General features: G+C 60.8%; 18 protein-coding genes. 3 read left to right on the top strand and 15 right to left on the bottom strand.

Features of this window, described 5'->3' with window-relative positions; all coding sequences use genetic code 11:
* Positions 1-134: 134 nt before the first annotated feature.
* The 9 genes from ACR2R1_RS17405 to ACR2R1_RS17365 all read right to left on the bottom strand — a co-directional run bounded on the left by ACR2R1_RS17405 (position 135) and on the right by ACR2R1_RS17365 (position 11,874).
* Positions 135-1,280: an IS701 family transposase gene (locus ACR2R1_RS17405; RefSeq protein ID WP_434110624.1), complete on the bottom strand. Its 1,146-nt coding sequence runs from the start codon at positions 1,278-1,280 to the stop codon at positions 135-137.
* A gap of 389 nt (positions 1,281-1,669) precedes the next feature.
* Positions 1,670-2,539, bottom strand: a complete 870-nt coding sequence (locus tag ACR2R1_RS17400) for an oxidoreductase (RefSeq protein ID WP_434111174.1) — start codon at positions 2,537-2,539, stop codon at positions 1,670-1,672.
* A 142-nt stretch (positions 2,540-2,681) separates the two neighbouring features.
* Positions 2,682-3,836 carry a sensor histidine kinase gene (locus ACR2R1_RS17395; RefSeq protein ID WP_434111172.1) on the bottom strand — a complete coding sequence of 385 codons (1,155 nt, stop codon included), beginning with the start codon at positions 3,834-3,836 and terminating at the stop codon, positions 2,682-2,684.
* Entirely contained in the window at positions 3,826-4,449 is a 624-nt protein-coding gene (locus tag ACR2R1_RS17390) for a chemotaxis protein CheB (RefSeq protein WP_434111170.1), read from the bottom strand. Before ACR2R1_RS17390 ends, ACR2R1_RS17395 begins: the two co-directional genes overlap by 11 nt.
* 8 nt (positions 4,450-4,457) lie before the next feature.
* Positions 4,458-5,276 (bottom strand): CheR family methyltransferase, encoded by an 819-nt coding sequence (locus ACR2R1_RS17385; RefSeq protein WP_434111168.1) that lies wholly within the window; start codon positions 5,274-5,276, stop codon positions 4,458-4,460.
* A gap of 8 nt (positions 5,277-5,284) precedes the next feature.
* On the bottom strand, positions 5,285-8,395 hold the full coding sequence (locus ACR2R1_RS17380; protein WP_434111166.1) for a response regulator: 3,111 nt from the start codon (positions 8,393-8,395) through the stop codon (positions 5,285-5,287).
* Positions 8,396-8,631: 236 nt separating this feature from the next.
* Positions 8,632-9,357: a sulfite oxidase heme-binding subunit YedZ gene (locus ACR2R1_RS17375; protein WP_434111164.1), complete on the bottom strand. Its 726-nt coding sequence runs from the start codon at positions 9,355-9,357 to the stop codon at positions 8,632-8,634.
* Between the two features lie 481 nt (positions 9,358-9,838).
* Entirely contained in the window at positions 9,839-10,771 is a 933-nt protein-coding gene (msrP, locus tag ACR2R1_RS17370; RefSeq protein ID WP_434111162.1) for a protein-methionine-sulfoxide reductase catalytic subunit MsrP, read from the bottom strand.
* 278 nt (positions 10,772-11,049) lie between these two features.
* Positions 11,050-11,874 carry an SDR family oxidoreductase gene (locus ACR2R1_RS17365; protein ID WP_434111159.1) on the bottom strand — a complete coding sequence of 275 codons (825 nt, stop codon included), beginning with the start codon at positions 11,872-11,874 and terminating at the stop codon, positions 11,050-11,052.
* Between the two features lie 599 nt (positions 11,875-12,473).
* On the opposite strand from ACR2R1_RS17365, the gene ACR2R1_RS17360 reads away from it, so the two are divergent.
* Complete coding sequence (locus ACR2R1_RS17360) at positions 12,474-13,001, top strand: REP-associated tyrosine transposase (RefSeq protein WP_434111157.1); 528 nt, start codon at positions 12,474-12,476, stop codon at positions 12,999-13,001.
* Between the two features lie 128 nt (positions 13,002-13,129).
* On the opposite strand, the gene ACR2R1_RS17355 is transcribed toward ACR2R1_RS17360, so the two are convergent.
* On the bottom strand, positions 13,130-15,028 hold the full coding sequence (locus ACR2R1_RS17355; protein ID WP_434111155.1) for a sigma 54-interacting transcriptional regulator: 1,899 nt from the start codon (positions 15,026-15,028) through the stop codon (positions 13,130-13,132).
* A gap of 395 nt (positions 15,029-15,423) precedes the next feature.
* On the opposite strand from ACR2R1_RS17355, the gene ACR2R1_RS17350 reads away from it, so the two are divergent.
* Positions 15,424-16,404, top strand: coding sequence for a phage tail protein (locus ACR2R1_RS17350; protein WP_434111152.1), 981 nt, complete (start codon positions 15,424-15,426; stop codon positions 16,402-16,404).
* A gap of 44 nt (positions 16,405-16,448) precedes the next feature.
* Positions 16,449-17,633, top strand: coding sequence for a diguanylate cyclase domain-containing protein (locus tag ACR2R1_RS17345; protein ID WP_434111150.1), 1,185 nt, complete (start codon positions 16,449-16,451; stop codon positions 17,631-17,633).
* Positions 17,634-17,785: 152 nt separating this feature from the next.
* Here ACR2R1_RS17345 and ACR2R1_RS17340 read toward each other — a convergent pair whose 3' ends face one another.
* The 5 genes from ACR2R1_RS17340 to ACR2R1_RS17320 all read right to left on the bottom strand — a co-directional run bounded on the left by ACR2R1_RS17340 (position 17,786) and on the right by ACR2R1_RS17320 (position 25,435).
* Positions 17,786-19,597 (bottom strand): sigma 54-interacting transcriptional regulator, encoded by a 1,812-nt coding sequence (locus ACR2R1_RS17340; RefSeq protein ID WP_434111148.1) that lies wholly within the window; start codon positions 19,595-19,597, stop codon positions 17,786-17,788.
* A gap of 468 nt (positions 19,598-20,065) precedes the next feature.
* Positions 20,066-22,726, bottom strand: a complete 2,661-nt coding sequence (locus tag ACR2R1_RS17335) for a response regulator (RefSeq protein WP_434111145.1) — start codon at positions 22,724-22,726, stop codon at positions 20,066-20,068.
* Positions 22,723-23,178, bottom strand: coding sequence for a hypothetical protein (locus ACR2R1_RS17330; protein ID WP_434111143.1), 456 nt, complete (start codon positions 23,176-23,178; stop codon positions 22,723-22,725). Before ACR2R1_RS17330 ends, ACR2R1_RS17335 begins: the two co-directional genes overlap by 4 nt.
* 2 nt (positions 23,179-23,180) lie before the next feature.
* Positions 23,181-24,224, bottom strand: a complete 1,044-nt coding sequence (locus ACR2R1_RS17325) for a hypothetical protein (protein WP_139841126.1) — start codon at positions 24,222-24,224, stop codon at positions 23,181-23,183.
* Between the two features lie 560 nt (positions 24,225-24,784).
* A complete protein-coding gene (locus ACR2R1_RS17320; protein WP_434111141.1) occupies positions 24,785-25,435 on the bottom strand; it encodes a hypothetical protein in 651 nt (216 codons plus the stop codon).
* Between the last annotated feature and the right edge of the window lie 11 nt (positions 25,436-25,446).

Below are 25,446 nucleotides of genomic sequence, written 5' to 3'. Positions count from 1 at the left end.
GTAATGGCACTGCCTGGCGCGCCACTGATGACGGCGCCGCCAGAGTGACCAGGCCAGCACATGCGCCGCCTCGGGACGCCGGGTCCAGAGCACGTGGACCAGCAAGCGGCGGACTTCCGGGGCAGTAAATGGGATCAAGCCGGCCTCAGTGCCCCTTTTTTCGCTTGGGTGCTCATAGCCACCAAGAACGCCTGGGCCAGCAGCGCCAAGGTGATATGCCGATGCCAGGCGTCCCACGTCCGTCCCTCATACTCGTCCAACCCACAGTCCTGCTTGGCCCTCTCGAAGCCCACTTCAATGGTCCACCGTCGCCCGGCGACCTGAATCAGGGTCTCCAGCGTCGTGCCCTCCCGCGGGGCAAACGCTACGTAATACGCCAGCTTGCTCGGATCCTCAAGACTCCGGCGCACCACCAGCCAATGGCCCCAGGCCCGCTCCTCAGCGGTCGGTTGCCACCGCCACAAAGGCTGCCACGCCCAGTCGTACTCCCGTGGCCCCTTGGCACCGTCTCCGGCCGAGTGCCGCTGCCACGCCGAAGCGGGTAGTTCGGCGGCGAGTTCCTGCGCCGGCCGATACACCGGACCATCACGCCACAACGGCACGTTACAGGCCACCCCCAGCACAAACGGCTGGCGCCGTTGCTCCAGCCAAAACCGCAGCCGCCGATCGCCCCCATACACCTCATCACCGGTCACCCAGCGGCACGGCACACCGGCGTCCAACGCGCGTTCGATCATCTCCAACGCTAACCCAGGCTTGGTGCGAAACGTCACCCCTTCAGGCACGTGCGCCTCGGCGCGGCGATGGGGGGCGGCGGCCCACTCCTTGGGCAGGTACAGTGCCCGATCGAGAAAAGCCGCCCCGTGCACACTGGCATAAGCGAGAAAAACGCCGACCTGGCTGTTCTCGATGCGGCCGGCCGTGCCACTGTATTGGCGCTTGACTCCGACCGAGTGCGTGCCTTTCTTCAAAAAACCCGTCTCGTCCACCACTAACACCGCCTCTGGATCGGCCAACCGCTCCACCACGTAAGCCCTCAGGTCATCCCGTACCCGATCGGCATCCCACTCAGCGCCATTCAACAGCCGCTGGACGCCATCCGGGGTCCGCTCCCCCAAGTGCTCCGCCAGCTGCCAGCCGTTCTTGCGCGCGACCGGACTTAACAGCCCACGCAGATACCCCAACGCGCGTTGCCGCGGTTCCGCCCGCCGAAAACGCGAGCCAATCCGCGCATGCAGTGCGGTCAGCTCCGCGTCCCACTGTCGTATCGAGTCTTGCATGGCAGTCTCCTCAGTCGATTACCATGCTTGTTAGACCTAAATAAATGCGGCTGTAGTATTAGAGCCTATCCCAGTAGGTGCCCAAAACCCTTCGACAGGCCTGTCCTGAGCGGAGTCGAAGGGCTCAGGGCGAACGGCCTACTGGGATAGGCTCGTAGCCGGGGCCCGGCGCGCGGATGAGTTTTTGCACATCGCCTTTTTCGATTCTCCTTCGAACGGTTGATATAGCTCACCGACAGGCGCGGCAATGCGCCGATCATCTCTCTGATGGGTTTATAGTCCACGGATCACGGTGGTCGACGGCCAGCCGGTGCCGGAATGCGACTGACCGGCGCTACCGAACTCCGCCCTCAAAGGGGTGAGGAGCTAAAACACGAGCGGGCATCGCGCTACTTCGGTTCCATCGGCACCATCCGCGAAACCGCCGCATCCCAGATCCGGTCCGGCATCAAGCCGTGCAGCAGGGACATCAGCTTGGAAGGCGCGCCGACGTGATAGCGGGTGTCCGGCTTCGGGCTTGTCGCCGCCTCGACGATGACCTCGGCAACCTCCCGGGCCGTCAGCACCCCCGTCCTGCCGAACCTGAGCATTTCCCTCGTGGTCTCGGCAAGGTTCTGTTTGAACACTCGGTAGGGACTGTCCGCTCCCGTGTCGGGAATGGTGCTGATCGCCGCTTCGGCGAACCGGGTCGCGACCGGTCCTGGCTGGACGTCCACCACATCGATGCCGAAGGTGCTCGCCTCCATGCGTAGGGTTTCGTTGATCGCCTCCACCGCGTGTTTTGTCGCATGGTAGAAACCGGCACCCGGCTGGGTGATTTCGCCGGCGACGGAGCTGACATTGATGATGCGGCCCCTGCCCGCGCGGCGCATTCCCGGCAGTACCAGCTGGCACATACGGACGAGGCCGAAAACATTGACCTCGAATTGCCGCCGCACGGCATCCATGGGCACCTCTTCGACAGGCCCGTACTGCCCGTATCCCGCATTGTTCACCAGTACGTCGAGGCGTCCGTGAGCGCTCTCGACGGTTTTTACGGCATTTTGCATCGAAGCTTCGTCGGTCACGTCGAGCTGAACCGTCTCGCAGCCCTTCGCTTTCAACTCCTCGATATCGGCGACCCGGCGCGCGGTCGCGACGGTCATGAATCCGGCTGCCCTAAGAGCCAGGGCGGCCGCCCGCCCGATGCCCGAGGACGTGCCGGTTATCAAGGCGACGGATTGCTTTTCCGAGGCGGGATTGATTGGTGTATCGGCCATGACGCGTTCCTCCTGGCTAACCCGAAACGATAAAAAGGTTTCGAGATTAGACAGAATTGATCTTCGGGCTTCCCCCGGATTTCGTCGAAACCTTCGCCGCGATGGCCTGGACGGTCGTCGTCGTGAACCGTTCCACAGAGTCTCAAGCCAGCACCGGCAGCCACACCGAGAACTCGCTCCCCTTCCCCGGTCCTTCGCTGTAGGCCTCGATTCGCCCCTGGTGCAACTCCACCAGGTTCTTGACGATGGCCAGACCTAGCCCCAGCCCGCCCTGAGCGCGATCGAGGGTTCTCTCGGACTGAGTGAAGATATCGAAAACATGGGATAACAGCGATTCCGCCATGCCTTCCCCGTTATCCTTTACTCGGATTAGAGCTTCTTCGCGCTCCCGAGTCACAGTCAGCCAAATGGTCCCTCCCGTGGGCGTGTATTTGGCGGCGTTGTTCAGCAGATTGGAGATCAGTTGCGCCAGACGCGCTCCGTCCCCCATGAGCCGAATGGGAACATTCGGGACCGAAACGATCAATTCGTGCTGACGCGACTGAATCAAGGGCCGGGTGCTTTCCAAGGCCTGATCGACTACCGCTGCGAGCTCGATCGGTTCCTTCCGGATGGTGATCTTGCCCTGCTCGATCCGAGAGATATCGAGGAGATCCTCTACCAGGCGAGCCAAATGCCCGGTCTGACGGTCGATAACCTGCTGAACCGTTTGAAGCTTCGGATCCGATACGTTCATTTTTTTCATGATTTGCGCGGCATTCTTGATCGGCGCCAACGGATTCCGAAGCTCATGGCCGAGCATGGCCAGGAATTCGTTCTTGCGCCTGTCGGCTGCCTTCAGCGCATTCTCGATCCGCTTCCGTTCGGCGAGCGCAACTTCAAGCTCGCGCACGCGTTTCGCCAGTTCCTGCTTCTGCCGGTAGAGCTGCATGAAGACGGCGACTTTGCTCGACAGGATGTGCGGGTCCAGCGGCTTGAACAGGAAATCCACGGCCCCCGAGTCGTAACCCTTGAATACGCGGGCATGGTCGTGAATGCCGGCGGTGACGAAAATGATGGGGACCTCGCGGGTGCGCTCGGTTCCTCGCATCAATTCGGCCAGCTCGAACCCGTCCATTCCCGGCATCTGCACATCGACGAGCGCCAGCGCCACCTCGTGCACGAGCAGAAAATCCAATGCCTCCTCGCCGGAACGCGCGCATAGCAGATCGGCCTCATGCCCGCTTAAAAGGCCCGCCAGCGCCACGAGATTCTCCTCGCGATCATCGACCAACAGGATTTTCGGTTTAGCGGTCATGATTTTCCTTACGCTCAGTTGCTTCACCGCACCCCGCCGACCGGAGCAGATATGCGCGAATGCCCGCGGCCGGCAGCACGCGGGCATGCTTGCACAGGGCAATGGCGGCGTTCGGCATGACCGGAATCGAGGCGTCTTCCGGAGCCTGGACGATGGCGAGCCCGCCTGCGTCCTCGATGGCCTTGAGACCGCTCGCACCGTCGGCATTGGCGCCGGAGAGCAGGACTCCGATCAGCCGCGCGCCGAAGACATCGGCCGCGGATTCGAACAGAACATCGATGGAGGGTAAACTGAAATTTACCGGCTCGTCTACCGAGAAGGCAAAAACCACCTCCCGATCGATCAGCAGGTGGTAGTCGGCCGGAGCAACATAGATCATCGAACTTGAGACCGGTTCCTTGTCCAGTGGTTCCCGTACCGGGCGGCCGGCCTTGGCCGCGAGAACTTCGGGCAGCACGCTGGGCTTGTGCCGCGGCAAATGCAGAACGATAACGATGGGTACGGTGAAGTCGTCGGGCAAATCGGCGAGCAGAGTCGAGAGCGCTTCCAGCGCCCCGGCGGAACCGCCCACCACGATCGCCTCCACTGTGGCCGGCATCGTCCATGATTCCATATTGTGTTTCATTCCTTCTGATAGATTCTTTCGGCGCCCGCGAACTCGCTGAATTCCACAGCGTGATCCGAGAACCGCAGCGTCTCCTTGGCCCCCAGGGCCAAAAATCCCTTCCGGGACAACGAATCCCGAAACAGCCCTATCGCCCGGTCCTGCAACGCGCGGTCGAAGTAGATGAGGACGTTGCGGCAGGTGACGAGCTGAACCTCGGCGAAAACATTGTCGGTCGCGAGGCTGTGGTCGGAAAACAAGATGTTCTTGCGCAGAGCTTTGTCGAACACGGCCGAACCGTAGGCCGCGGTGTAATAATCGGAGAGCGACGTACGTCCGCCCGCAGCCTGGTAGGCTTCGCTGAACCCCGCAATCCGATCCAGATCGTAGATGCCCGCCTTGGCCTTCCGCAGCGCTTCCGGATTGATGTCCGTCGCATAAATCAGGCTTCGGTCGAGCAGTTCCTCCTCTTTCAGCAAGATGGCGAGGGAATAAACCTCTTCGCCGGTGCTGCAACCCGCGACCCAAATCTTCAGGGACGGATAAGTTTGCAGAAAAGGGACCACTTTTTCGCGCAGCGCCAGATAAAACGCGGGATCGCGAAACATCTCGCTCACTATGATGGTGAGAAACGACAAAAGCTCCGGAAAGACGCCGGGCTCATGCAGGATTCGCTCCTGGAGCCCCGACAGCGATCGACAGCCGAACCGCTGCATCGCCTGGGAAAGCCGGCGCTTCAGCGATGCCGGCGAATAATGGCGAAAGTCATAGTGAAACCTGAGGTAAATCGCCTCGAGGATTAACTTGAGCTCCGTGTCGAAAGTGTCGTCGTGCAAAGCATCCTCTACTTGGGGATCCAGACCTTGATGAGCGAAATCAGCTTATCGATATCGATTGGCTTCGCGATGTAATCGTTGGCGCCCGCTTGAAGGCATATCGCGCGGTCGTCGGGCATCGCCTTTGCGGTGAGCGCGATGATCGGGAGATTCTTCCATTCCGGGCGCTTGCGGATCTCCCGCGTTGCGGTGAGGCCGTCCATCTCGGGCATCATGATGTCCATGAGAACCAGATCGACCGCGGCATCGGGCTCCTGCGCGGAACGCTCGAGGACCTCGAGCGCTTCCCTGCCGTTGCGGGCGATGCGCACCTTGGCGCCTTTCGGCTCGAGCACGCTGGAAATCGCGAAGATATTGCGCACGTCGTCCTCGACCACCAGGATGTTGCGGCCTTCGAGCGCTTCCTCGCGGTTGCGCAGCTCGCGCAGAATCTCCTGATGCTCTCGGGGAAGCTGGGCCTCCACCTGGTGGAGAAAGAGCGTCACCTCGTCCAGCAAGCGCTCGGGCGATCGCGCGCCCTTGACGATGATGGTGCTGGCATAGCGGCGCAGCCGGCTCTCCTCCTCCCGCGTCAGCGTCCGCCCGGTGTAAACGATGACGGGCGGGAACGAGAAGGCCTCGCCGGAAGCCATTTTGTCGAGCAGTTCGTAACCCGAGATGTCCGGCAGGCTGAGGTCGAGGACCACGCAGTCGAAGGTCGAGTCCTTCAGCTGGCTCAGCGCCTCGCTGCCGGTCCCGACCGAAACGACCTCGACCCCCTCGGTGCGGAGAAGCCGCTCTATGCTCTCGCGCTGGACCACGACGTCCTCGACCACCAAAACGCGGCGGACGTTCTGTTCCAGCTTCCGCTCCAGCTTGCGGAAAGCGCTCACGAGCTGCTCGCGCATGACCGGCTTGAGCGCGTACCCGACCGCGCCCATTTCGAGGGCTTGCTGGGTATAGTCGGAAATCGAGATGACGTGCACCGGGATATGGCGGGTCGCGGCATGGCCCTTGAGGCTCTCGAGCACGCTGAGCCCCGAATGGTCCGGAAGGTGGATATCGAGAATGATCGCGCTGGGCAGGAATTGCTCCGCGAGCGCGAGGCCCTCGCCGGCACTCGCCGCGATCAGGCACTGGAAACGCATTTCGTGCGCGAGATCGCGCAAGATGCCGGCAAACGCCCGGTCGTCCTCGATGATCAGAATGCTCCGATCGCCCGGCGCGAGACGCTCGCGGTCGTCCTGCGCCGGCTCTCCGGTCGGGTCCGCGGAGACTCTTTCCACGCTCGGGGCGGAACGCTCGGCCGCCGGACGGGCCTTATTCAGGAAAATCACCTCCGCTTCGGGAGGCCGCTCCTCGCCGGTTTGCTGTGCGAACTCGGTAGGCAGAACGAGCGTAAAGGTGCTTCCTTTACCGGGAACGCTCTCCACCGAGATTTCGCCGCCCAATCGGTGTGCGAGTTCCCTTGAAATCGTCAAACCCAACCCGGTGCCCCCGTGCCGTCGCTGGGTACTCCCGTCGGCTTGGCGGAATGCCTCGAATATGGCGTCCTGGTGCTCGGGCGGAATGCCGATACCGGTGTCGCGGACGGCAAAGCTGATCCGGTCCGGTCCGACTTGCTCCACGCGCAGGCCGACCTCGCCCGCCTCGGTGAACTTGCAGGCGTTCGAGAGCAGGTTTCTCAGAATCTGCTGGAGACGGAGCGGATCGCTAGTGATCACCCTTGCCGTCCCGGGCTCTAGGCGAGCTTCGAATGCGAGCTTCTTCTGCGAGGCCACCGGTTGAAAGCTTCGCTGGAGCGTCTCCACCAAGGTCTCGAGTTGAACCGGCTCCGGCCGTATCTCCATGCGGCCCGCCTCGATCCTGGAGAGATCGAGAATATCGTTGATCAGGTCGAGCAGGTCGTTGCCCGACGAGTAGATGATCGATGCGTACTTGACCTGCTCCGGGGTCAGATTGCCGTCCCTGTTGTCGGCGAGGAGCTTGGCAAGAATGAGCGTGCTGTTGAGCGGGGTGCGCAGCTCATGGCTCATGTTCGCCAGGAATTCCGACTTGTATTGGTTGGCTCGGGCGAGATCCTCCGAGCGCGTCATCAGCTCCGCCTGAGCTCGCGACAGCTCGTCGCGCTGTTCCTCGAGCCGGGCGTTGATGTCGGTCAGCTCCTCGTTCTGCGCCTCGAGACGAGCCTCCGACTCGGACAGCGCCTTGCTCTGGCTCTCGAGCTCCTCGTTGGCCACTTTCAGCTCTTCCTTTTGCCTCTGCAGTTCGTCGGCCTGCCGCTGCGTTTTCCGGAGGAGGTCCTCGAGCCGGGTGCGGTACAGTGACGAGCGAATCGCGCTGGCCACCGGCTCGGCCATCGTGCTGAGGAGATCCATGTCCGAGATGCCCACCGGATGGATGAATCCGAGCTCGACCACCGCCTTGACCTTGCCGTCGATGACCGCCGGCATTACCACGAGGTGCACGGGGTCTGCTCCCCCGAGCGCCGACGAAACCCGAAGATACCCGTCGGGCACGCCGTCGAAACGCAAAACCCGCTGGTCCTTGACCGCCTGGCCGACCAGTCCCTCGCCCGGCTTGATACGGTCCGGACAAGCCGAATCCGGCCCGATCGCGTACGACGCCATGCGCACCAGTTCGCCGCCGTCATGCTCGGCGGCATAGAGTACGCCCACGGGCACTTCGAGATATTCGCAAAAAAAGCGCAGGATTTTGTCGCAAAGCACTTCGAACGCCTGCTCGCCCTGCATGCGCAGGCTCAGATCCCGCTGCCCGGAACGGACCCAGTCGTCTTCCTTGAGCTGGAGTTTCACCAGGATGCTCTGCCGAGCGACCACCGCCATCACCCAGATCGCCAGCGTGCCGAGGGTTCTGTTCAACCACGGTATGGTCGGCAAGGGATCTATGGAAGGCGGGGAGAGAAGCCGGCCGGCGACGATCAAGACCGTTGCGACGACGGCTACGGCGATCGGCATCCGCGGACGCCGAACATAGAGACTGAAAGCGAGCGGGAAGAAGTAGACGGCCCATGCAGCGATGCCGAACGGAGTCATGATGTCGCTCACGAAGCCGAATGCGACGCCGAGCACGATGGCGGCATCGGCCACCGGGGTGCGCTGCTTCTCGAACCGTATCATCGCGCGGCTCTCGGCTTTCGAGAAACGACGCGCTGAATCTTGCCGATGGCAAACATGGAAATTTCGAGCGACACGGTAATGTTTCCGGAGAAGAGTGGGAAATTTAATCGATGCGACACCTTTCACCGAAAGGGTGCGTTCCAGCTAAGACGCTGTCAAGCGAAGAAAAATCCGACATGCGGATGAAGAAGCCGAAAACGAAGGGATTCGGCTACCCGAACGGACGAGAGGCAGGTCTACGGCGTAGTCTCGGAATGGGCATTTCCGTCCAAGACCGATAGGCCCGGCGGATGCCGACTCGAACTCGGTCCGTCGATATTCGATGACTTCCGCTTCTCCTCCGATCGAGCCCCGGAAACTTGTTTCCGGACCGCGTCAATCATCCGAAAACCCAGCAACAAGGCCAAGATCGCGGCATCGATGGCGGGCCTCGAGATATCTTTCTTGACCAGCCACCAGAAATGAACGACACCGAGAATGGCGATCGGATAAACCAGTCGGTGCAGCACTCGCCAGCGCTTCCCGCCGAGACGGCGGATCATCCCGTCGGTCGAGGTGACGGCGAGGGGAACGAGCAGAAGGAAGGCGGTGAATCCCACGGTGATGTACGGCCGCTTGGCGATGTCCTTGACGATGCCGGCCCAATCGAAGAACTGGTCCAGAACCAGGTAGGTGAGGAAATGAAGGCATCCGTAGAAAAAAGCGAACAGCCCCAGCATCCGCCGGAAACGCCCCGGCCAGGACCACCCGAAAAACCGCCGGAGCGGCGTCACCGCCAAGGTGACCAGCAGCAGGGTCAAGGTCCAGTACCCCGTGGTCCGGGTGATTTTCTCGATCGGATTCGCCCCCAACTGATCGAGCACGCCGTCGGCGATCAGCTTGAACAGGGGGATCGATAAGATCAGGAAGAGTCCTCGCTTGAGGGCGGCTATCGTCTTGGGATGGGGATTTCGAATATTCATGACGTCCAATTAAGAAAACCTGAGAAGCTTGGGTAGGTCGGGAATCCCTTCCAATCGCAAACGGTCGCTTTAGCCGCGACCCTTCCAATCGCAAACCGTCGCTTTAATCGCGACCCTTCCCGACGCCTTTGTCGGCAAAGAGCGATGTAGGGCGGGTTAGCGTACTCGCGTAACCCGCCTTACGAGGTTCATCGAACTTACGTAACGGACGTCGAAAAAAGCGGAGCATTGCGTACTTTTTCAACCAGTGGGGGGACAAACATTCCATCCCAAACCCAACATACCTTAAGGATGCTCTGATTAAGTCCTTCGACAGGCTCAGGACGAACGGTAACGTATTGATTCCATTCGTGGCGAGCCCTTCGGCTTCACTCAGGACAGGCCCTTCGACTGGGCTCAGGACAGGCTTGTCGAACGCTCTCCTGAGCCTGCCCTGAGCCTGTCGAAGGGCATGAACGGAATCCACGGGTTCAGAGCTGCCCTAAAAAAACTTACGCAAATCCATCCCCGCATATAACTGCGCCACCTGATCGCCATAACCGTTGAAAGGCAAGGTGGGACGCTTGAAGAATTCGCCGATGCGGCGTTCCTTGGCCTGGCTCCAGCGGGGGTGGTCGACCTCCGGATTCACGTTGGCGTAAAAGCCGTATTCCCTCGCGCCCGCCTTCATCCAGGTGGAGACCGGCTGCTTTTCCACGAAGCGGATGCGCACGATGGACTTGGCACTCTTGAAGCCATACTTCCAGGGCACCACCAGCCGTATCGGCGCGCCGTTCTGGTTGGGCAGGACCTCACCGTAAAGCCCCACCGCAAGGAGGGTCAAGGGGTGCGCGGCCTCGTCCATGCGCAGCCCCTCGACATACGGCCAGTCCAGCACCGCCGAGCGCTGGCCGGGCATCTGCGCGGGGTCCAGCAAGGTCGTGAACTCCACGAATTTGGCGTTGCCGGTGGGTTCCACGCGCTTGATCAGTTCCGCCAAAGGAAAGCCGGCCCAAGGCACCACCATGGACCAGGCTTCGACGCAGCGCAGCCGATAGACGCGCTCTTCCAGCGGGGCCAGTTTCAGCAGCTCGTCGATATCGTAAGTCTTGGGCTTGCGGACTTCGCCTTCCACCGCCACCGTCCAGGGACGGGTTTTCAGGCTCCCGGCCAGTTTCGCGGGGGACTCCTTGTCGGTGCCGAATTCGTAGAAATTGTTGTAGCGGGTGATGTCCTCGTAAGGCGTGGTCTTGTCCGCGAGCACGTAATCGCTCTTCCGGACCTCCGGCAGCTTCTGTCCGGCGGCGAGACCCGGCGGCAGTAGAGCCAGGGCCGAGGCTCCGGCCGCGAGTTGCAGAAACCGCCTTCGGCCGTAAAACAGCTCGCGCGGGGTGATTTCCGAGGGCTTAATATCGGAGGGTTTATTGATCAGCATCGCGATCGACCTCTTGAACGGAATGGGCCTGAAAAAGCGCGTCCAGGCGTTTTTCGAGCTTCGGGATTATTTGATAAGAGCGGACATCCAACTCGCGCGTACCGGTTCATGCTTCCCCCTCCCGATTCGGTCCGCAATTTCGTAGGGCGGGTTAGGCGCACACCGGAGCCGGCCAACCACCGATCACTGCGCTTCGCGTGCGCCGTAACCCGCCAAAGCAGAGCTACGTTCGGGGGCTTTCCAGGGAAAGCCGCATCAAAAGTCATCATACGCAACTGTCAGCCTCCGTCCTCGAAACCGGGGTACAGCGTCATCCCGCCGTCCACGTACAGGGTGGCCCCGGTGACGTAGTCCGACTCGTCCGAGGCCAGCCAGACCGCCGCCTTGGCGATGTCGCGGGTGTGTCCGACCCGTCCGTAGGGAATCAGCTCCAGCAGCCTGGCTTCCCGTTCCGGAGTCATCCAGGCGTCGTAGTTGATGCAGGTCTTGATGGCGCCCGGCGAAATGCCGTTGACCCGGATCTTGTGGACCGCCAGTTCCTGGGCCAGGGTTTTCATCAGCATCGCGACACCCCCTTTGGAGGCCGCGTAGTTGACGTGGCCGGCCCAGGGAATCACATCATGCACCGAGGACATGCAGATGATCTTGCCGGCGGAGACCGAAAGCTCCGGATTCACGCCCCGGCGGATGAATTCCCGCGCAGCTTCCCTCGCGCACAGAAACTGCCCGGTCAGGTTGACGCGGATTACCGTTTCCCAGTCGTCCAGGCTCATTTCGGTCAAGGGCGCGTCCCTCTGCAAGCCGGCGTTGTTCACCAGGATGTCCACGCCCCCGAAAGCTTCCAGAGCGGCGCCGAACACGGCCCGCACCTGTTCCTCTCGGCTCACGTCGGACTCGACGGCGACGGCTTCGCCGCCGTTATCCAGGATGCGTTGCACCAGTGCCTCGGCCTTGTCGGGTTCGGCCACATAATCCACCACCACTCTGGCTCCGGCTTCGGCCAAACCCTCGACGATGGCCGCCCCGATGCCGGTGTTGCCGCCGGTGACGATGGCGCGCTGGCCTTCCAGCAGGCGCTTTTTCGTGTTCGCAGTCGAGTTCATGGTTTTTCTCCCTATCAACGAACGTCTAGCTATTCGACAGCGTTACGGAGCATCAGTCGCGGTGCGGCTCAGCGGAATGACGGCACCTAAAGTGGAAGAAACGACAGATGCGGAATTTGTCATGATCCTTAATAAGGGGTTTAAAAGTGCTTTCCGCGCGAGACCGACTCGCGACATGTTTTATAGCAGCCCTCGCGCCATCGGTAGCTCAGGACAAAAAAGGGGCTAAATAACAAACGGTTATCGATGCCATGCGGGCAATGGCGAGAAACTGGCGAGCATTGGAGCCACTAATAATTGTGGGCGGCCACGGGTATTTGTGGGAGGGGGATTGTAAGGCAATGCCATTTAGCGAAGATGGATGACGTCACCCCGGCAAGGAAGGGTGGCTTCGGTGCTCCCGAAGACACCGTTTGCGATTGGAATGCCGGGGTCCAGAAGCCATGGATGGCGGAAGCCTGCCACATCCGTGCGCTCTGGATTCAATGCTGGCTTGGCTTGGCCTGTCCTGCCCGGCACCCTTCCGCCAGTTTTGTAGGGCGGGTTAGCGGAGCGTAACCCGCCTTTCGCGAAACCGAGACATCGGCCACACTTTCCCTATGCCCAACTACATCCGCGCCCATGTCCCCGGCGGTTCATACTTCTTTACCGTAGCGTTGCTGGAACGTCGCCGTCGCTTGCTCACCGACAACATCGACGCATTACGCGAAGCCTTTCGCACCGTGCGCAGCCAACGACCATTCCGGATCGAGGCCATCGTCATACTCCCCGATCATTTACATTGCCTTTGGACCTTGCCGCCCAATGACGCCGATTTTCCGACTCGCTGGCGCTTGATCAAGTCGGCCTTCGCGCGTGCCATTGCGCCGGGGGAACGGCTATCGACCCGAAGGGAGATGAAACGCGAACGCGGTATCTGGCAGCGGCGGTTTTGGGAACATGCCATCCGGGATCAAGGCGATTTCGACGCCCATCTCGACTACATCCACTACAACCCGGTCAAGCACGGCTGGGTGCGACGCGCCGCCGATTGGCCGCATTCGAGCTTTCACCGATTCGTTCGGTTGGGGCAGTATTCCTTGGAATGGGCGGCTCCGATTGATATTCGGGCTTGGGATTTGGAATAAGGATCGAATCTCGGAAGGCGGGTTACGCGAGTACGCTAACCCGCCCTACAAAACTTTATGTTTACTTATGTTCAGGAAAGCCACAAGGACGGGTTAGCGGAGCGTAACCCGCCTTCCGTGCCCCCCGCTCAAACCTGCTTCGGCCGCCTTATCCCCAGCTTTTGCATCCGGTAACGGAGCGTGCTGGGCGTAAGGCCCAATTTCGCGGCGGCGCCGGTTCTGCCTTCGATGATCCAGCGGGACTCTTCCAGGACCTTCAGCAGATGGCCGCGCTCGACGGCCTCCAGTAGCAGCTCCGAGGCTTCCGACTGCGGCGGGTCGGGAGAGGCATCGTCCAGCTTGAGGTCGATGCCGACCAGCGGCGTTTTCGCGAGCACGGCAGCCCGCTCGATGATGTTTTGCAGTTCCCGGACGTTGCCGGGCCAGGTATAGCGTTCCAGCGTCCGCAACGATTCCGGTGCGATGCCGGCAAGAGGCTTGCCGAGCTTGCGGGCGAATTGGCGGAGGAAATGATCGGCGAGGATGGCGATGTCCTCGCGCCGCTCCCGGAGCGGCGGTACCCGCAGGGGAAACACGTCCAGCCGGTAGTAAAGGTCGACGCGGAATTCGCCGGCTTTGACCGCGTCCGCCAGATTGCGGTTGGTGGCGGCGATGACCCGGACGTCGACCCGGATCGTCTGTCCGCCGCCGATCCGCTCGAACTCCCGTTCCTGAAGCACCCGAAGCAATTTGGCCTGGGCCGGCAGACTCAGCTCGCCAACCTCGTCCAGGAACAGCGTGCCCCGGTCGGCCATTTCGAACCGCCCCTTGCGCTGCGCGGTCGCGCCGGTGAACGCGCCTTTCTCGTGGCCGAACAGCTCGCTTTCGATCAATTCGGCGGGCAACGCGGCGCAATTAAGCTTGACCAGAAGCCGGTCCTTGCGCGGGCTGAGATTGTGGATGGCATGGGCGATCCGCTCCTTGCCGGTGCCGGTTTCGCCTATGATGAGCACCGTGGAATCGGTGCCGGCCACCTGTTCGACATCGGAAAACAGGCTGCGCATCGCCGGCGATCCGCCGATCATTTCCTCGAAGCGGTACGGCGCGCTGATTTCTTCTTGCAGAAAAACGTTTTCGGTTTGCAGGCGATGGAGTTCCGCTTCGATCTTCCGGCGCTCGTCGACGTCCCGAAGTATGAAGGTGTAGTACCGCTTGCCGCCCAGTTCCAGGGGGGACAGGGTGGCCTCAATGGGAAACTCCTCCCGATTGGCGCGCAACGCGGTCAATCCCTCCGGCGCCCACACCGGTTGCGGTTTCGCGCTCTCTCCCGTGCTCTCCCGAAGATGGCGTTCCAGGAGGTTCCGGAAACCCTTGGACAGGAAACGGTCGAACGGCTGGCCCTGCGCCCAGATCTTCGAGCATCCGAAAATCCGCTCGGCGGCGTTGTTGAACAAAGTGATGCGGCGGCTCTCATCGATGGTGACAATGGCGTCCATGGCCGAGGCCAGGATGGAACCCAGCCGCTCCTCGCTGCGCCTGAGCAGTTCTTCCGCCCGCATGCGCTCCAGCTCAGCCCCGGCCCGTGCGGCGAAGATTCTTAACACGGAAAGCTCGGACGGGTCTCCGCTCATGGGTTTGACGTCGATCAGGGCCAGATGGCCCATCACCTCGCCCGCCCTGTCCGCGAGCGGAATCGCGAGATAACTCTCGGCGCCGATGGCGGCCAGTTCCTCCCGGTGAGACGGAAAAAGATCCTGGACGCCCGCCTTGTAAAGACGCATTTCCCCGGCCAGAACCGCTTCGCAGGGCGTGCCCGGCAGATCGTATTCGAAGTTTTCGAGAAACTCGCCGTCGGCCCAGAACGCGAGCGTTCCGACGCGGGTTTTCACCTCGGTGAACTCGGCCACGAACGCGTACTTGACGTCCAGGGCTTCGGCCAGATGGCGCACCAGCGAGCGCATGAAATCGTCGCCGGTGACCTCGGCGGTACCTTCCGCGATGATCCTGAGGAGCTGATCGATATGCAGGTCGGTAGAGGTTCTGGACATGGATGGGAGCTGTTCGGCCTCCAGCCCGGTTTGGTTGAAATCACGTTTTCCAGAATACGCGGAATCTTCGTCCGAGCAAAAGCCTTCCAAGCCTGACCGTACATACCGGATCGAGAAGGCCCGGACGAACTTACGAGATAGCGTGCATTGACGACATTTCGTAAAACACGTCGACGAACTCCTGCCGGACCCGAACTGAAACGTCATCCAATTCAATTACTTGCACACGCAGACCTTATTGGCACCGCTCTTGCGCCTAGTCTGCCGACCGCGCATCGACACGCCAGTTCGAGGGGCAGACCAAAACGTCAGAACGTGGAGACGGTCGTCCCACCGAGAGGCGTCTGTCGTTAAGCGGACTAGCAGTTCATAAACACCGAAAAGGGACAATGACAATGAACATTCAAACGCAACGCGCATTCTTTATGCACGCCCTTAGCCTACTGGGCATGCTGGCAGCACTGTTCTCTCCGCTGCGGGCCACGGCGGCGGCATCTTACTCGCCAGGCATCTATGTCTTCGAATTGAACGGCAAGCCAGTCGCTTATCTCTCTTCGTTCGAAGGGAGCGAAGCCAGCGGACAGGTCATCTCGCAACCCGCCGGGCCGGCTCAGTTTCCGAACAAAGTCCTGGGAGAAACCCGGTACAAGGATTGGACGGTAAAGCTGGACGTGGCTCCGGAAGGCGAGTTGCTCAACTGGGTCCAGGCCAGTCTGCATTCGAACTTCTATGCCGCTCATGCGGGGATCGTCATCCTCGATCTCCACGGAAACGAAATGCGGCGAGCCACCTTATTCAATGCCGTGATTTCGGAGATAAGCATTCCGGCGCTGGACAGGACTTTGCGGGAGAAGCTGCAACTCACGCTCAAGCTACGGCCCTCGTATGTCAAATGGCAAAAAGGCGGAGCGCGCTATGCGGGACTGGAGCGCGCCGTCAATCAGTCAAGAATGCTGAAGTCCAACTTCCGGTTGGAAATCGATGGGCTGGATATGTCCAGAGCCATCGGCGTCGGTGCTTTGACCGTCAAGAGAAAGCTCCAGGAGAGAGGCGAGTTTCGCGAGTATGAATACGATTTTGCCGGCCGGGAAGTGTCGAACCTGAGCGTTGCCATGCCGGAAGCGGCTTCGGGCGGACTGATCGAGTGGCACCAGGATTTCGTCCTGAGCGGCAACTCGTCCGATGCGAAGGAACGCAAAGGAAGCATCACCTTGCTCGCTCCGGACCTGAGAACTCCCCTTCTGACCATCGGTCTCGACCATCTCGGCATCTATTCCCTCGATTACGGTCTTGGCGGGTCGGGCGGCGACTCGCGCCCGACGTTCAAGGCCGGGCTTTATGTCGAGGGGATTTCGTTCGACGGCGCAAAGCCCTGATCAACCGACGCCGCTCCGCCCTACCGAGCAGAAAGGAAAAAGAAATGATCGAATGTCGATATCTTGGCGATCCGGCGGTGGTCGAGGCCTTCGGGTTCATCGCAAGCAAACCGGTCCAACCCGCTTTCGCTTCCCGTTCCGAACCGGTCTTGGGGACCGAGGAACCGTTGCGGAGACCTGCCGGATCTATGGAGCGCGAGCCGACTCGCGGAGTTCCCGCCGGATCATCCCGGAATCCGGCCGGAACGGCGGACGAGCATGAAACGCGTGTTCGCCTCCGGAAGACTGCGGGATTCGCGCACGCACATTGCAAGAACGAGTACGAAAGCTTCTTCGAATTCGGCTTGCCCGGAATGGTGATTCTCAGTCCTGCCCAAGGATGGGTGAAGGTCAATCGGGCGTTTCGCGAAATGCTCGGCTACTCCGAGGAAATGCTGAACGGCACGAGCTGGGTGGAAATCACCCATATCGACGACTTGGCCGAGGACTTCGCCCATTTCGAACGTCTCTGGAACGGGGAAATCGATACCGTCCGCTTCAAGAAACGGTTCGTCCACAGCAACGGACAGCTCATTTATACCGACACCTCGGTGCGAGCCTTGCGGAACCCGCAGGGCGGCCTGCAGCGCTTCCTGGTTACGGTCTCGGACATCACGCAAGAGGTGGAACGCCGGCAGAGCCTGGAACGCCTGGCTTATTACGATTATCTGACCCAATTGCCCAATCGCGCCCTATTCGCGGACAGGCTTCGCATGAGCAGAACCCAGCGCTCCAAGCGCCAGCTCGCCGTTTGCTATCTCGATCTCGACGACTTCAAGCTCATCAACGACACCTTCGGGCACGAAACCGGCGATCGACTGCTGGTGGAAGTCGCAAGGCGGCTCCGCGAGGAACTGCGCGAAGGCGATACCGTGGCCCGGCTGGGCGGCGATGAATTCGCCCTGCTGCTGAACGACATCGGCGGCCCGGCGGATTGCCGCGAAACCGTGGCCCGCATCTTCGCCGCGCTGGCGAAGCCTTTCCCCGTTGTCGACGATGTCATTCCAATTTCCGCGAGCATCGGGGTGACCCTGTTCGCCGGCGCGGGGGATGACGATGATGGCTTGCTGCGGCAGGCCGACCAAGCGCTTTATCTCGCGAAACGGGCGGGCCGGAATCAATGCTGGCTGTTCGACGGCGATTCGGCGGAGCGGCTCCATGCTTCCGGCGAAAGGGCAAGGAGGGAGTGAGGCAATGCTCTTAGAGCTGCTGCCGGATTGGTGTACGGCCCGCTCCCACACTAAGCGAGTAGGTCGGGAATCCCTTCCCGACAAAGGTTCTTACCAAGCCAACGTGTCGGCAAAGCATTGCCGACCTACGACCACAATGATTTCGGCCTGCATCAGGCCGTGGTCGAGTGCCGCGTGATGCCGAGCCGTTCCATCCGGGAACGGAGCGTGGTCGAAGGCATACCCAGGATCACCGCCGCGCCCTTTTCGCCGCTGATCCGCCAGCTTGTGGCCTCCAGCACCTTGAGGATATGCGCCCGCTCCACTTCTTCCAGGGTGGCGAAGCCGCCGTTCCGCGTTTCCGCGGTGGGACGCTGAATACAGTCGATGGGCGCCAGTTCGCCGCCTTCGGACAGAATCACGGCTCTTTCGATCACGTGCTGCAGCTCGCGGATATTGCCGGGCCAAGGATAGGCGCAAAGCGCCGACAGTATCGGCTGCGGCACGGTCTCGATCCGCTTGCCGAGCAGGGCGGCGTACTTTTGGACGAAATGCCGGACCAGCAAGGGAATGTCGTCCGCCCTTTCCCGAAGCGGGGGCAGATGGATGGGAAACACGTTGAGCCGGTAATAAAGATCCGCCCGAAACTGGTTCTCGCGGGACATTCGGCCGAGATCGCGGTTGGTGGCCGCGATGACGCGGACGTTGACCTTGATCGTCTGGGTGCCGCCCACCCGCTCGAATTCGCCCTCCTGCAATACCCGCAGCAGCTTGGCCTGAAGATCCAGGGGCAACTCCCCGATTTCGTCCAGGAACAGGGTTCCCCCGTCGGCCAGTTCGAAGCGCCCCTGCTTGCGCGACAGCGCCCCGGTGAAGGCGCCTTTCTCGTGCCCGAACAGCTCGCTCTCCGCAAGATTGGCCGGAATGGCCGCACAGTTCAGTTTGACCAGCACATTGGCTTTGCGGCTGCTGAGATTGTGGATCGCGCGGGCGATGAGCTCCTTGCCGGTGCCGGTCTCGCCGGTGACCAGCACCGTGGAATCGGTCTCGGCCACCTGGTTGATGAGCGTCACAACCTGCTTCAGCGCCGCCGATCCGCCGATCAGTTCGTCCAGATTGTGGGCGGCCTTGATTTCTTCTTCCAGGTAAAGCTTGATGCCCTTGAGCTGCCGGCATTCCGCCTCCGCTTGCATGCGCCGCTGCCGCTCGCCGGCGTCGCGCAGAATCACGGTGAAAAGCTTTTCGCCGCCGGCTTCCACCCGCGATATCGAACCTTCGATCGGCACCTCCGCGCCGTCGCCCCGCAGAATGCCGACGCCTTCCGGCAGCCAGATCGCCTGGTCCGACGAGTGGTCCATGCAGTGGCCAAGATGCTCCCTGAGCGCGGGCGTCAGGAATCGCTCCAGGACTCCCCCCACGGCTTCGCTCTCCCGGCATTTCAACAGTTTTTCGGCCGCAGCATTGAAAAGGACGATCCGGCCTTCCGCATCCACCGTGATGATGGCGTCGAGCGCATAGGTCACGATCCGGGAAAGCCGTTCCCGGCTGGCCTGCAGCTCGCTTCGGAGCCGCGCCAGCGTCAAATGGGTATTGACCCGCGCCAGGACCTCCTCGTGCTGAAAGGGCTTGGTGATGTAATCGACGGCTCCGAGCCGCAAGCCCTGCAGCTTGTCGGCGGTATCGTCGAGGGCGGTCATGAAGAGTACCGGGATGGATTCCGTCTTCGGAGATTCCTTGAGCTTGGCGCAGACGGCGAATCCGCTCATGCCCGGCATGAGCACATCGAGCAGGATGAGATCGGGAACCACGCGCTCGGCCTGGAGGATGGCGCTGGCCCCGCTTTCCGCGATCGATACCTCGTATTGCGCCTCCGTAAGCAAATCGTACAACTCGGCGAGGTTCACCGGATTGTCGTCCACCATGAGAACCAGGGGTTTTCGTTCCGTGTTGCGGGTCATATCCGGCAATTCCATCAGTAAGAGCATTGCTGATTTTGTATAGTGCCCGCGGTAGCGGGCGCTATACGTCTTCCCAGTCCCGTTCGAGCGCCCCCGAGCATTGGAGCCCGGCACCGGATCTGTCCCAGGAGCACGCGATGGATCGCGTGCGGCGACCGAGGCACACGGACGTGCCTTCGGTCGCCCCCGGCGCCGGGCGAAACGCGCAGGACCAGGGCGCTCGTCGGGTGGCCTTTTCTTTGGATACTTTCTTTTGGCCAAGCAAAAGAAAGTATCCCGCATGCGGGGCGGCTCCCCGCTCTAAAACAAGCGCCGCGCTCAGCGGCACCTTGACAGCGTTTTCGGATGACATTTGCTGTGCGTAAAGCAAGTAAAGCCTGTTTGAATCGCCCTCACCCCAACCCAATCACTCCGCAAGCGGCGCTCGCGCGTGCAAATCGGCAGTCCTGCCGATTTATCCCAGAGGGAGAGGGTGCTTTTGTGGCTTTTCGAGCCTCAGGCCGGCGGGTCCGGCTCGTCCAGGAACCGCTTCAAGGCGGGGAGCAGCCGGCCCATTTCGGATTTCAATACCTGAAAATCCGCCTTCGCATTCCCGAACTCGGCGGTGCGGCCGGCATTCTCGAGCCGTTGGGCGATCTCCGACACGGTGGCTGCGCAAAAACTCGCCGTCGAGCTCTTGAGCGTATGAGCGGCCCTCTCCAGGGTGGGTCCGTCGGCGCTTTCGACGGCCGCCTCGCATTGGTCCAGCAGATCATCGGATTGTCCGATGAAGATTTCGGCCATACTGCGCAGCAGAGGCCGCCGGTTGCGGACCCGGGCCAAGGCTTCGGAGAGATCGAACGGGGGTTGGTCGGACGACATGGCGGATGCCCCTTGAGTGTCGGAAGATGCCGGCTCCTCGTTCCAGCGTTCGACGGCCGCCAGCAATTCCGCCTCGCGTATGGGTTTGGATACATAAGCGTCCATGCCGGCCGCGAGGCAACGTTCCTTGTCGCCTTTGAGCGCGTGAGCCGTCATCGCCACGATGTAGGCATGGCGGCCGGTGTCCCGTTCCCGCTCCCGAATCGCGGCCGTGGCCTGCAAGCCGTCCATCACCGGCATTTGCACGTCCATCAGCACCGCGTCGAAGGATTCCCGCTCGAGCAAGCGCAAGGCTTCCTCGCCGTTGCCCGCCATCAGCACGGAATGCCCGCGGTCTTCCAGCAAGGCCTGCACCAGCCTCTGGTTGACCGGATTGTCCTCGGCCACCAGGATGCGCAGCCCGCGCTGCACGGCACGGAACGGCGATGCCGGCAACACTTCGGGCGTAACGGGCGCGGCTTCCGACTCGTCCAGGGCAGCCTGGATCGCCTCCATCAGCTCCGAATACTTGACCGGCTTTCGAAGAAATCGCGAAATGCCCAAGCGGCGGGAAAGTTCGAAGTCGCCGCCGCGGTCCGCCGAGGACAGCAGCATGATGGTGGTCAGGGCCGTGCTGGGCGTCGCCTTGATGTGGGCGGCCACCTCGAAACCGTCCATCTCGGGCATCATGGCGTCCAGCAGGATCAACCGGAACGGCGCCCCTTGCTCGTTGGCCCGCTGGATCTCGTGCAGCGCGGCCTTGCCGGAATCGGCCTGTACCGGGCTCATGCCCCACTGCGTCAGCATCTCCATGAAAATGTAGCGGTTGACCGGATGATCATCCACCACCAGGACTTTGACCCCGTGCAGATCGAAGGATCTTTGCCGGGGGCCCGGCGCCGTTTCCGACGGTACTTTTAACGGAACCGTAAAATAAAAGGTGCTGCCGCGGCCTACTTCGCTTTCGAGGCCCATGCCCCCCCGCATCAGATTCACCAGGCGCGAGGAAATCGCCAATCCCAGCCCGGTTCCGCCGAACATGCGCGTGGAAGAGGCATCCGCCTGGGTAAACGCGTCGAAGATCACCGTTTGCTTGTCCGCTGGGATTCCGACACCGGTATCGCTCACCGAGAAGCGGGGACAGATGCTGTCGGCACAGCGGTCGCATCCGGACTCGACCCGCACCACGATCTCGCCCTGCGGCGTGAACTTGATGGCATTGCTCACCAGATTGATGAGAATCTGCCGCAAACGGCCGACGTCTCCGGAAACGATGTCGGGTATCTGGGGATCGATGAGATAAGTCAGCTCCAGGCCTTTGGCATGAGCCTGGGGCGCCAGCAGCTTCAGTGTGTCGCCCACGGCGTCGCGCAAATCGAACTGGATGCACTCGAGCTCCAGCTTTCGTGCCTCGATCTTCGAAAAATCGAGTATGTCGTTCAGCAGGCGCAGCAGGGATTCGGCGGATGAACTGGCCATGATGAGATAGTCTTTCTGCTGCGGCGTGAGTTCGGTGCGCAAGGCCAGTTCCAGCATGCCGATGACGCCGTTCATGGGCGTGCGGATTTCATGGCTCATGTTGGCCAGGAATTCGCTCTTCGTCAGCGCCGCCTGAAGGGCCGCGTCGCGCGCATGAATGAGGCCCTGTCGCATCCGTTCGAGATTCTCCGCCAACGCGGCCACTTCGGCGATTCCGGAACGGGTACCGAACTCGGTGCCGTGGTCGCCGGCCGTGATCTGATCCGCCTCCCGCCGAAGAATTTCCAGCGGCCGAACCAGGCGCCTTCCCAACAAGGCTACGACGATCAGGGTCAGGCCCAGATAAGCCGCCACCAGATAAATGCCGCGGCGGTACAGGGACATGAGCTCCTGCCGGACCGGGGTTTCGTCGTAACCCAGACGCAAGACCGGCTGTCCGCCGGCATCGCCTTCGGTCAAAGGCACCGCGATGAAATAAATGCCATCCTCATGCTGTCCGAAGAAGAAATCCTCGTTGAAAGGTTCTTGTGTGGCCAGCGGGATATTGGGCGGTATTATCCGGTCGCCCATCTGCACCTCGGCAAAAATCAGCCGGCCGTTCAACAGAAACTCGCCCATGAGCGCCGCGATTTCCGCCGTATCCCCCGTCGTCAGCCGAGAACCGATCAAATTGCCGAAAAGCAATGCATCCGAGCGCACCTGATTGACGAATTGCCGCTCGACACCAGGCTTTGCGATCAAATAAACCCCGAACAGCAACAGGGGCACCAGCATGATATGAACGCCTACGATGGACAGCAGCAGGCGCCCGTTGAAGCTATGGAAGAAACGTTTCAATCGGCAGACCCCGCCCATAGAGTGTTAATAGGTTTCAGCCCTCTGTACTGATCCAAATCCTTGGCCCACATGAACGTCACCGAATCCGGATGTTCCAGCAAGGCGGCGTTCAGGGTCTGTCTATCGTGAAAAGCCTGGGGCCTCCGGCCGCCGAGGCGGAATACGATCGCCAGAACCTGTTTCTCGTAGGCGTCGGAGGACATGAAGGTGACCTTCTGCAAAAATACTTCGAACAGCAGGGACTCGCTGACATTCAGCAGAGGTTTGATGGTCTTGCCGTTCTTCTCGACCGGTACGCCTAGATAAAGCTTCCGGGTCTCCTGCAGCGAAAGCTTGGGAATGTTCGACTGGGAACTTGCGGCGAGAACGAGTTCGCGCAAGCCGTCGGCCTCAATGGCCAGCGCGCTGGACGCGAGCGATAACAACAGGATCAGGAACGACAGCTTGGACATGGCTAGGGGAACACCGCGCTCCATTGGAGCCCCACCTGCCCGAAGGCGTCATCCCTCGTGTGCTCGCGCGAAAGCTCGAGTTTCAGAGCCATCTTGTAGGGCAGTTCGTAGCGTACGCCGCCCATGTATCGATCACGCACGAAGTTTCGAAAATGATCGAAGTACAAGTCGCCGTTATCGTTGAACGTGCCTTCAATCCGGCTGTACAAGGTCAGATCGTCGGCCACCCGCCATTCCGCCTGCCCGTAGAGGTTCAGCACGTCGGATTCGGGTTCCGAAGCGCCGCCCGTGAAATCGTTATGGATGTAAAAGGCCTCGCCCAGGAAGCCGAGATTCTCCGATCGCCAATTGGCAAAGACGCCCGCCACGATCTGATTGATTCGGTCCACGCCGATCCGGCGGCCGGATATTTCGGTATAGCTGAAGGAAAAACCGATCTCGTCGGAACCGAAGCTGACCGGCTGATATCCGAGGCGCAAAGTCACGGCCGGGAGCCGCGTACCTTCCGGGTCCAGAACGTCGAACGCGTCCAGCCGCTTCTTCTCGAGGTCCGGACCCACTCCGGCATTCAGAACGTAATAGAGACTGGAATCCCCGAGTTCCCGAACCCCTTCGACGTAAAGCCCGGTGACATGCATCGGCAGCGGGCCGCCGGACGTTTCGTAAGTCATCACACCGGGACGGGTGATGCTGGTCATCATGTAAGCCCCGTGATGAAAATGGATGTTCCAGTAGCCGATGGGATTGTGAAAGCGGCCCACCCAAAACGTGGTGTCCTGCCAGCGCCAGCCGAGCTGCAACCTCTGGACCTCCTGCGCGGAGCGGTCCACCAGCCACTCCAGCAGGAAGCGGAACCGGCCTTGATCCAAGCCGTAGAAGAGATTCAGCCCCGGATTGATCCAATAGTTCTTCAGGCTGGAACCGTCTTGAAGATCGAAGCGATGGAGACTGGTGAGCTCGGGAAAGAGCAGCAGATCGCCGGGAAAGGCATCGGCAGAGGCCGTCTGCGGAGCCAAAACGCCGGACAGTACCCCGGCAAGAATCACTCGCCGAGAGCAAGCGTTGCCGTCAAGAGCTGAAAGAAAAGCTTTCCGAAAGAGTGTTCTGGTCCGACTCCGGATGCTGTGACGAACTGCCATCAGTGCCGTATTGCCTTTTAATTGTTCTTTTCCGACTGCGCGCCCGTGAAGGCAAGCCATGGACCTGCTACTCCGGACGTTTTCCCCCTAACAGTCTAAGAAGCCGTCTTCAAACTACTGCGGGCCAGGCTAACGGCCGTTTCGTCCGCGGGTCCCGCGGCTTCGGGTCGCCCTTTCGCGCCTTGTCCTGACATCGCTCGTGACGTTTGAAGACCGCTTCTTGCAGCAACCGGCCGTCACATGGACAAACACGGAAACGGGCGGTTGACCCGCCCGATTTTTGACCGCTCGACTTGGACCACTTGACAGTGGCAAAAGCGATAACTTTTCTTATCAACTGTATATGGTCGTATACACGGACACCCAAGGTCAATGATCGGCGGAATCCATATCCAAACAACTGCTTCCTGAAAGCTGCGCCGGAAAAACCGGGTCGATAAGACCTAACCCGTTCCACTCTACGAAGCTTAAACCCGCGCCCAAGGATTAATCCCCTCCGAACGACACTGCCTAACCAACAAGAAAAGGTATATCGCGTCGAACACGATGAATCCCGCATACAAAAACGGCAGGAGAATCGACTCGGGGGTTTGGACATACTGCGCGGGAATCAGAACAATCGAACCGAACATCCGCGTCAGGACGATATAGACCGATTGGCCGCGCGTGCTTCCGCGGCGGGCCAACAGATACAGGTAGGTTATGGAAATCAGCAGCTGATCTCCCCATCCCGTGTAGTTCCCATGAAAGTCCTTGAATTCCAGGGTAATAGCGATAACCCCGAAAAACGCCGTCACCAGCCCCAGGGCGAAAGCCGGGACAAACGAATGCTTTGGAAACACAGCAGGAAATTCTTCCCGCCCGAACCGCAGATATTGATAGACGATGGCCAGATCGATGAAAAACCAAGCGATATTCGCGTAATTCACCGGCGGGATATCCGGATAAACGAAGCCGAAAATGAATTCGTAGGAGACGTTCACGCACATCGGCGCGAACGGCATGCCATACGTTCGATCCTTGAAGCCGCGGCGGATGATGAGGATATAGGCGGCAATCCATAGGGTCATCGATGCCGTGGCTGAAATCTGGAAAATGAGTTCTTGTTGTGGCGTCATGGCTGGGTACC

The organism is Methylocaldum sp. GT1TLB, from assembly GCF_051027445.1.
In the GTDB taxonomy this organism is placed as follows: Bacteria; Pseudomonadota; Gammaproteobacteria; order Methylococcales; family Methylococcaceae; genus Methylocaldum.
The sequence above is the reverse complement of the archived record's forward strand: the minus strand, read 5'-3'. Positions and strand labels throughout refer to the sequence as shown.

Excerpts from the sequence above, each read along its gene's own strand:
- ACR2R1_RS17365 (WP_434111159.1), bottom strand. The coding sequence starts at position 11,874 with ATGAACTCGACTGCGAACACGAAAAAGCGCCTGCTGGAAGGCCAGCGC.
- ACR2R1_RS17380 (WP_434111166.1), bottom strand. The coding sequence starts at position 8,395 with ATGATACGGTTCGAGAAGCAGCGCACCCCGGTGGCCGATGCCGCCATC.
- ACR2R1_RS17330 (WP_434111143.1), bottom strand. The coding sequence starts at position 23,178 with ATGTCCAAGCTGTCGTTCCTGATCCTGTTGTTATCGCTCGCGTCCAGC.
- ACR2R1_RS17360 (WP_434111157.1), top strand. The coding sequence starts at position 12,474 with ATGCCCAACTACATCCGCGCCCATGTCCCCGGCGGTTCATACTTCTTT.
- ACR2R1_RS17345 (WP_434111150.1), top strand. The coding sequence starts at position 16,449 with ATGATCGAATGTCGATATCTTGGCGATCCGGCGGTGGTCGAGGCCTTC.
- ACR2R1_RS17355 (WP_434111155.1), bottom strand. The coding sequence starts at position 15,028 with ATGTCCAGAACCTCTACCGACCTGCATATCGATCAGCTCCTCAGGATC.
- ACR2R1_RS17395 (WP_434111172.1), bottom strand. The coding sequence starts at position 3,836 with ATGACCGCTAAACCGAAAATCCTGTTGGTCGATGATCGCGAGGAGAAT.
- msrP (WP_434111162.1), bottom strand. The coding sequence starts at position 10,771 with ATGCTGATCAATAAACCCTCCGATATTAAGCCCTCGGAAATCACCCCG.
- ACR2R1_RS17400 (WP_434111174.1), bottom strand. The coding sequence starts at position 2,539 with ATGGCCGATACACCAATCAATCCCGCCTCGGAAAAGCAATCCGTCGCC.
- ACR2R1_RS17405 (WP_434110624.1), bottom strand. The coding sequence starts at position 1,280 with ATGCAAGACTCGATACGACAGTGGGACGCGGAGCTGACCGCACTGCAT.
- ACR2R1_RS17340 (WP_434111148.1), bottom strand. The coding sequence starts at position 19,597 with ATGCTCTTACTGATGGAATTGCCGGATATGACCCGCAACACGGAACGA.
- ACR2R1_RS17390 (WP_434111170.1), bottom strand. The coding sequence starts at position 4,449 with ATGGAATCATGGACGATGCCGGCCACAGTGGAGGCGATCGTGGTGGGC.
- ACR2R1_RS17320 (WP_434111141.1), bottom strand. The coding sequence starts at position 25,435 with ATGACGCCACAACAAGAACTCATTTTCCAGATTTCAGCCACGGCATCG.
- ACR2R1_RS17350 (WP_434111152.1), top strand. The coding sequence starts at position 15,424 with ATGAACATTCAAACGCAACGCGCATTCTTTATGCACGCCCTTAGCCTA.
- ACR2R1_RS17375 (WP_434111164.1), bottom strand. The coding sequence starts at position 9,357 with ATGAATATTCGAAATCCCCATCCCAAGACGATAGCCGCCCTCAAGCGA.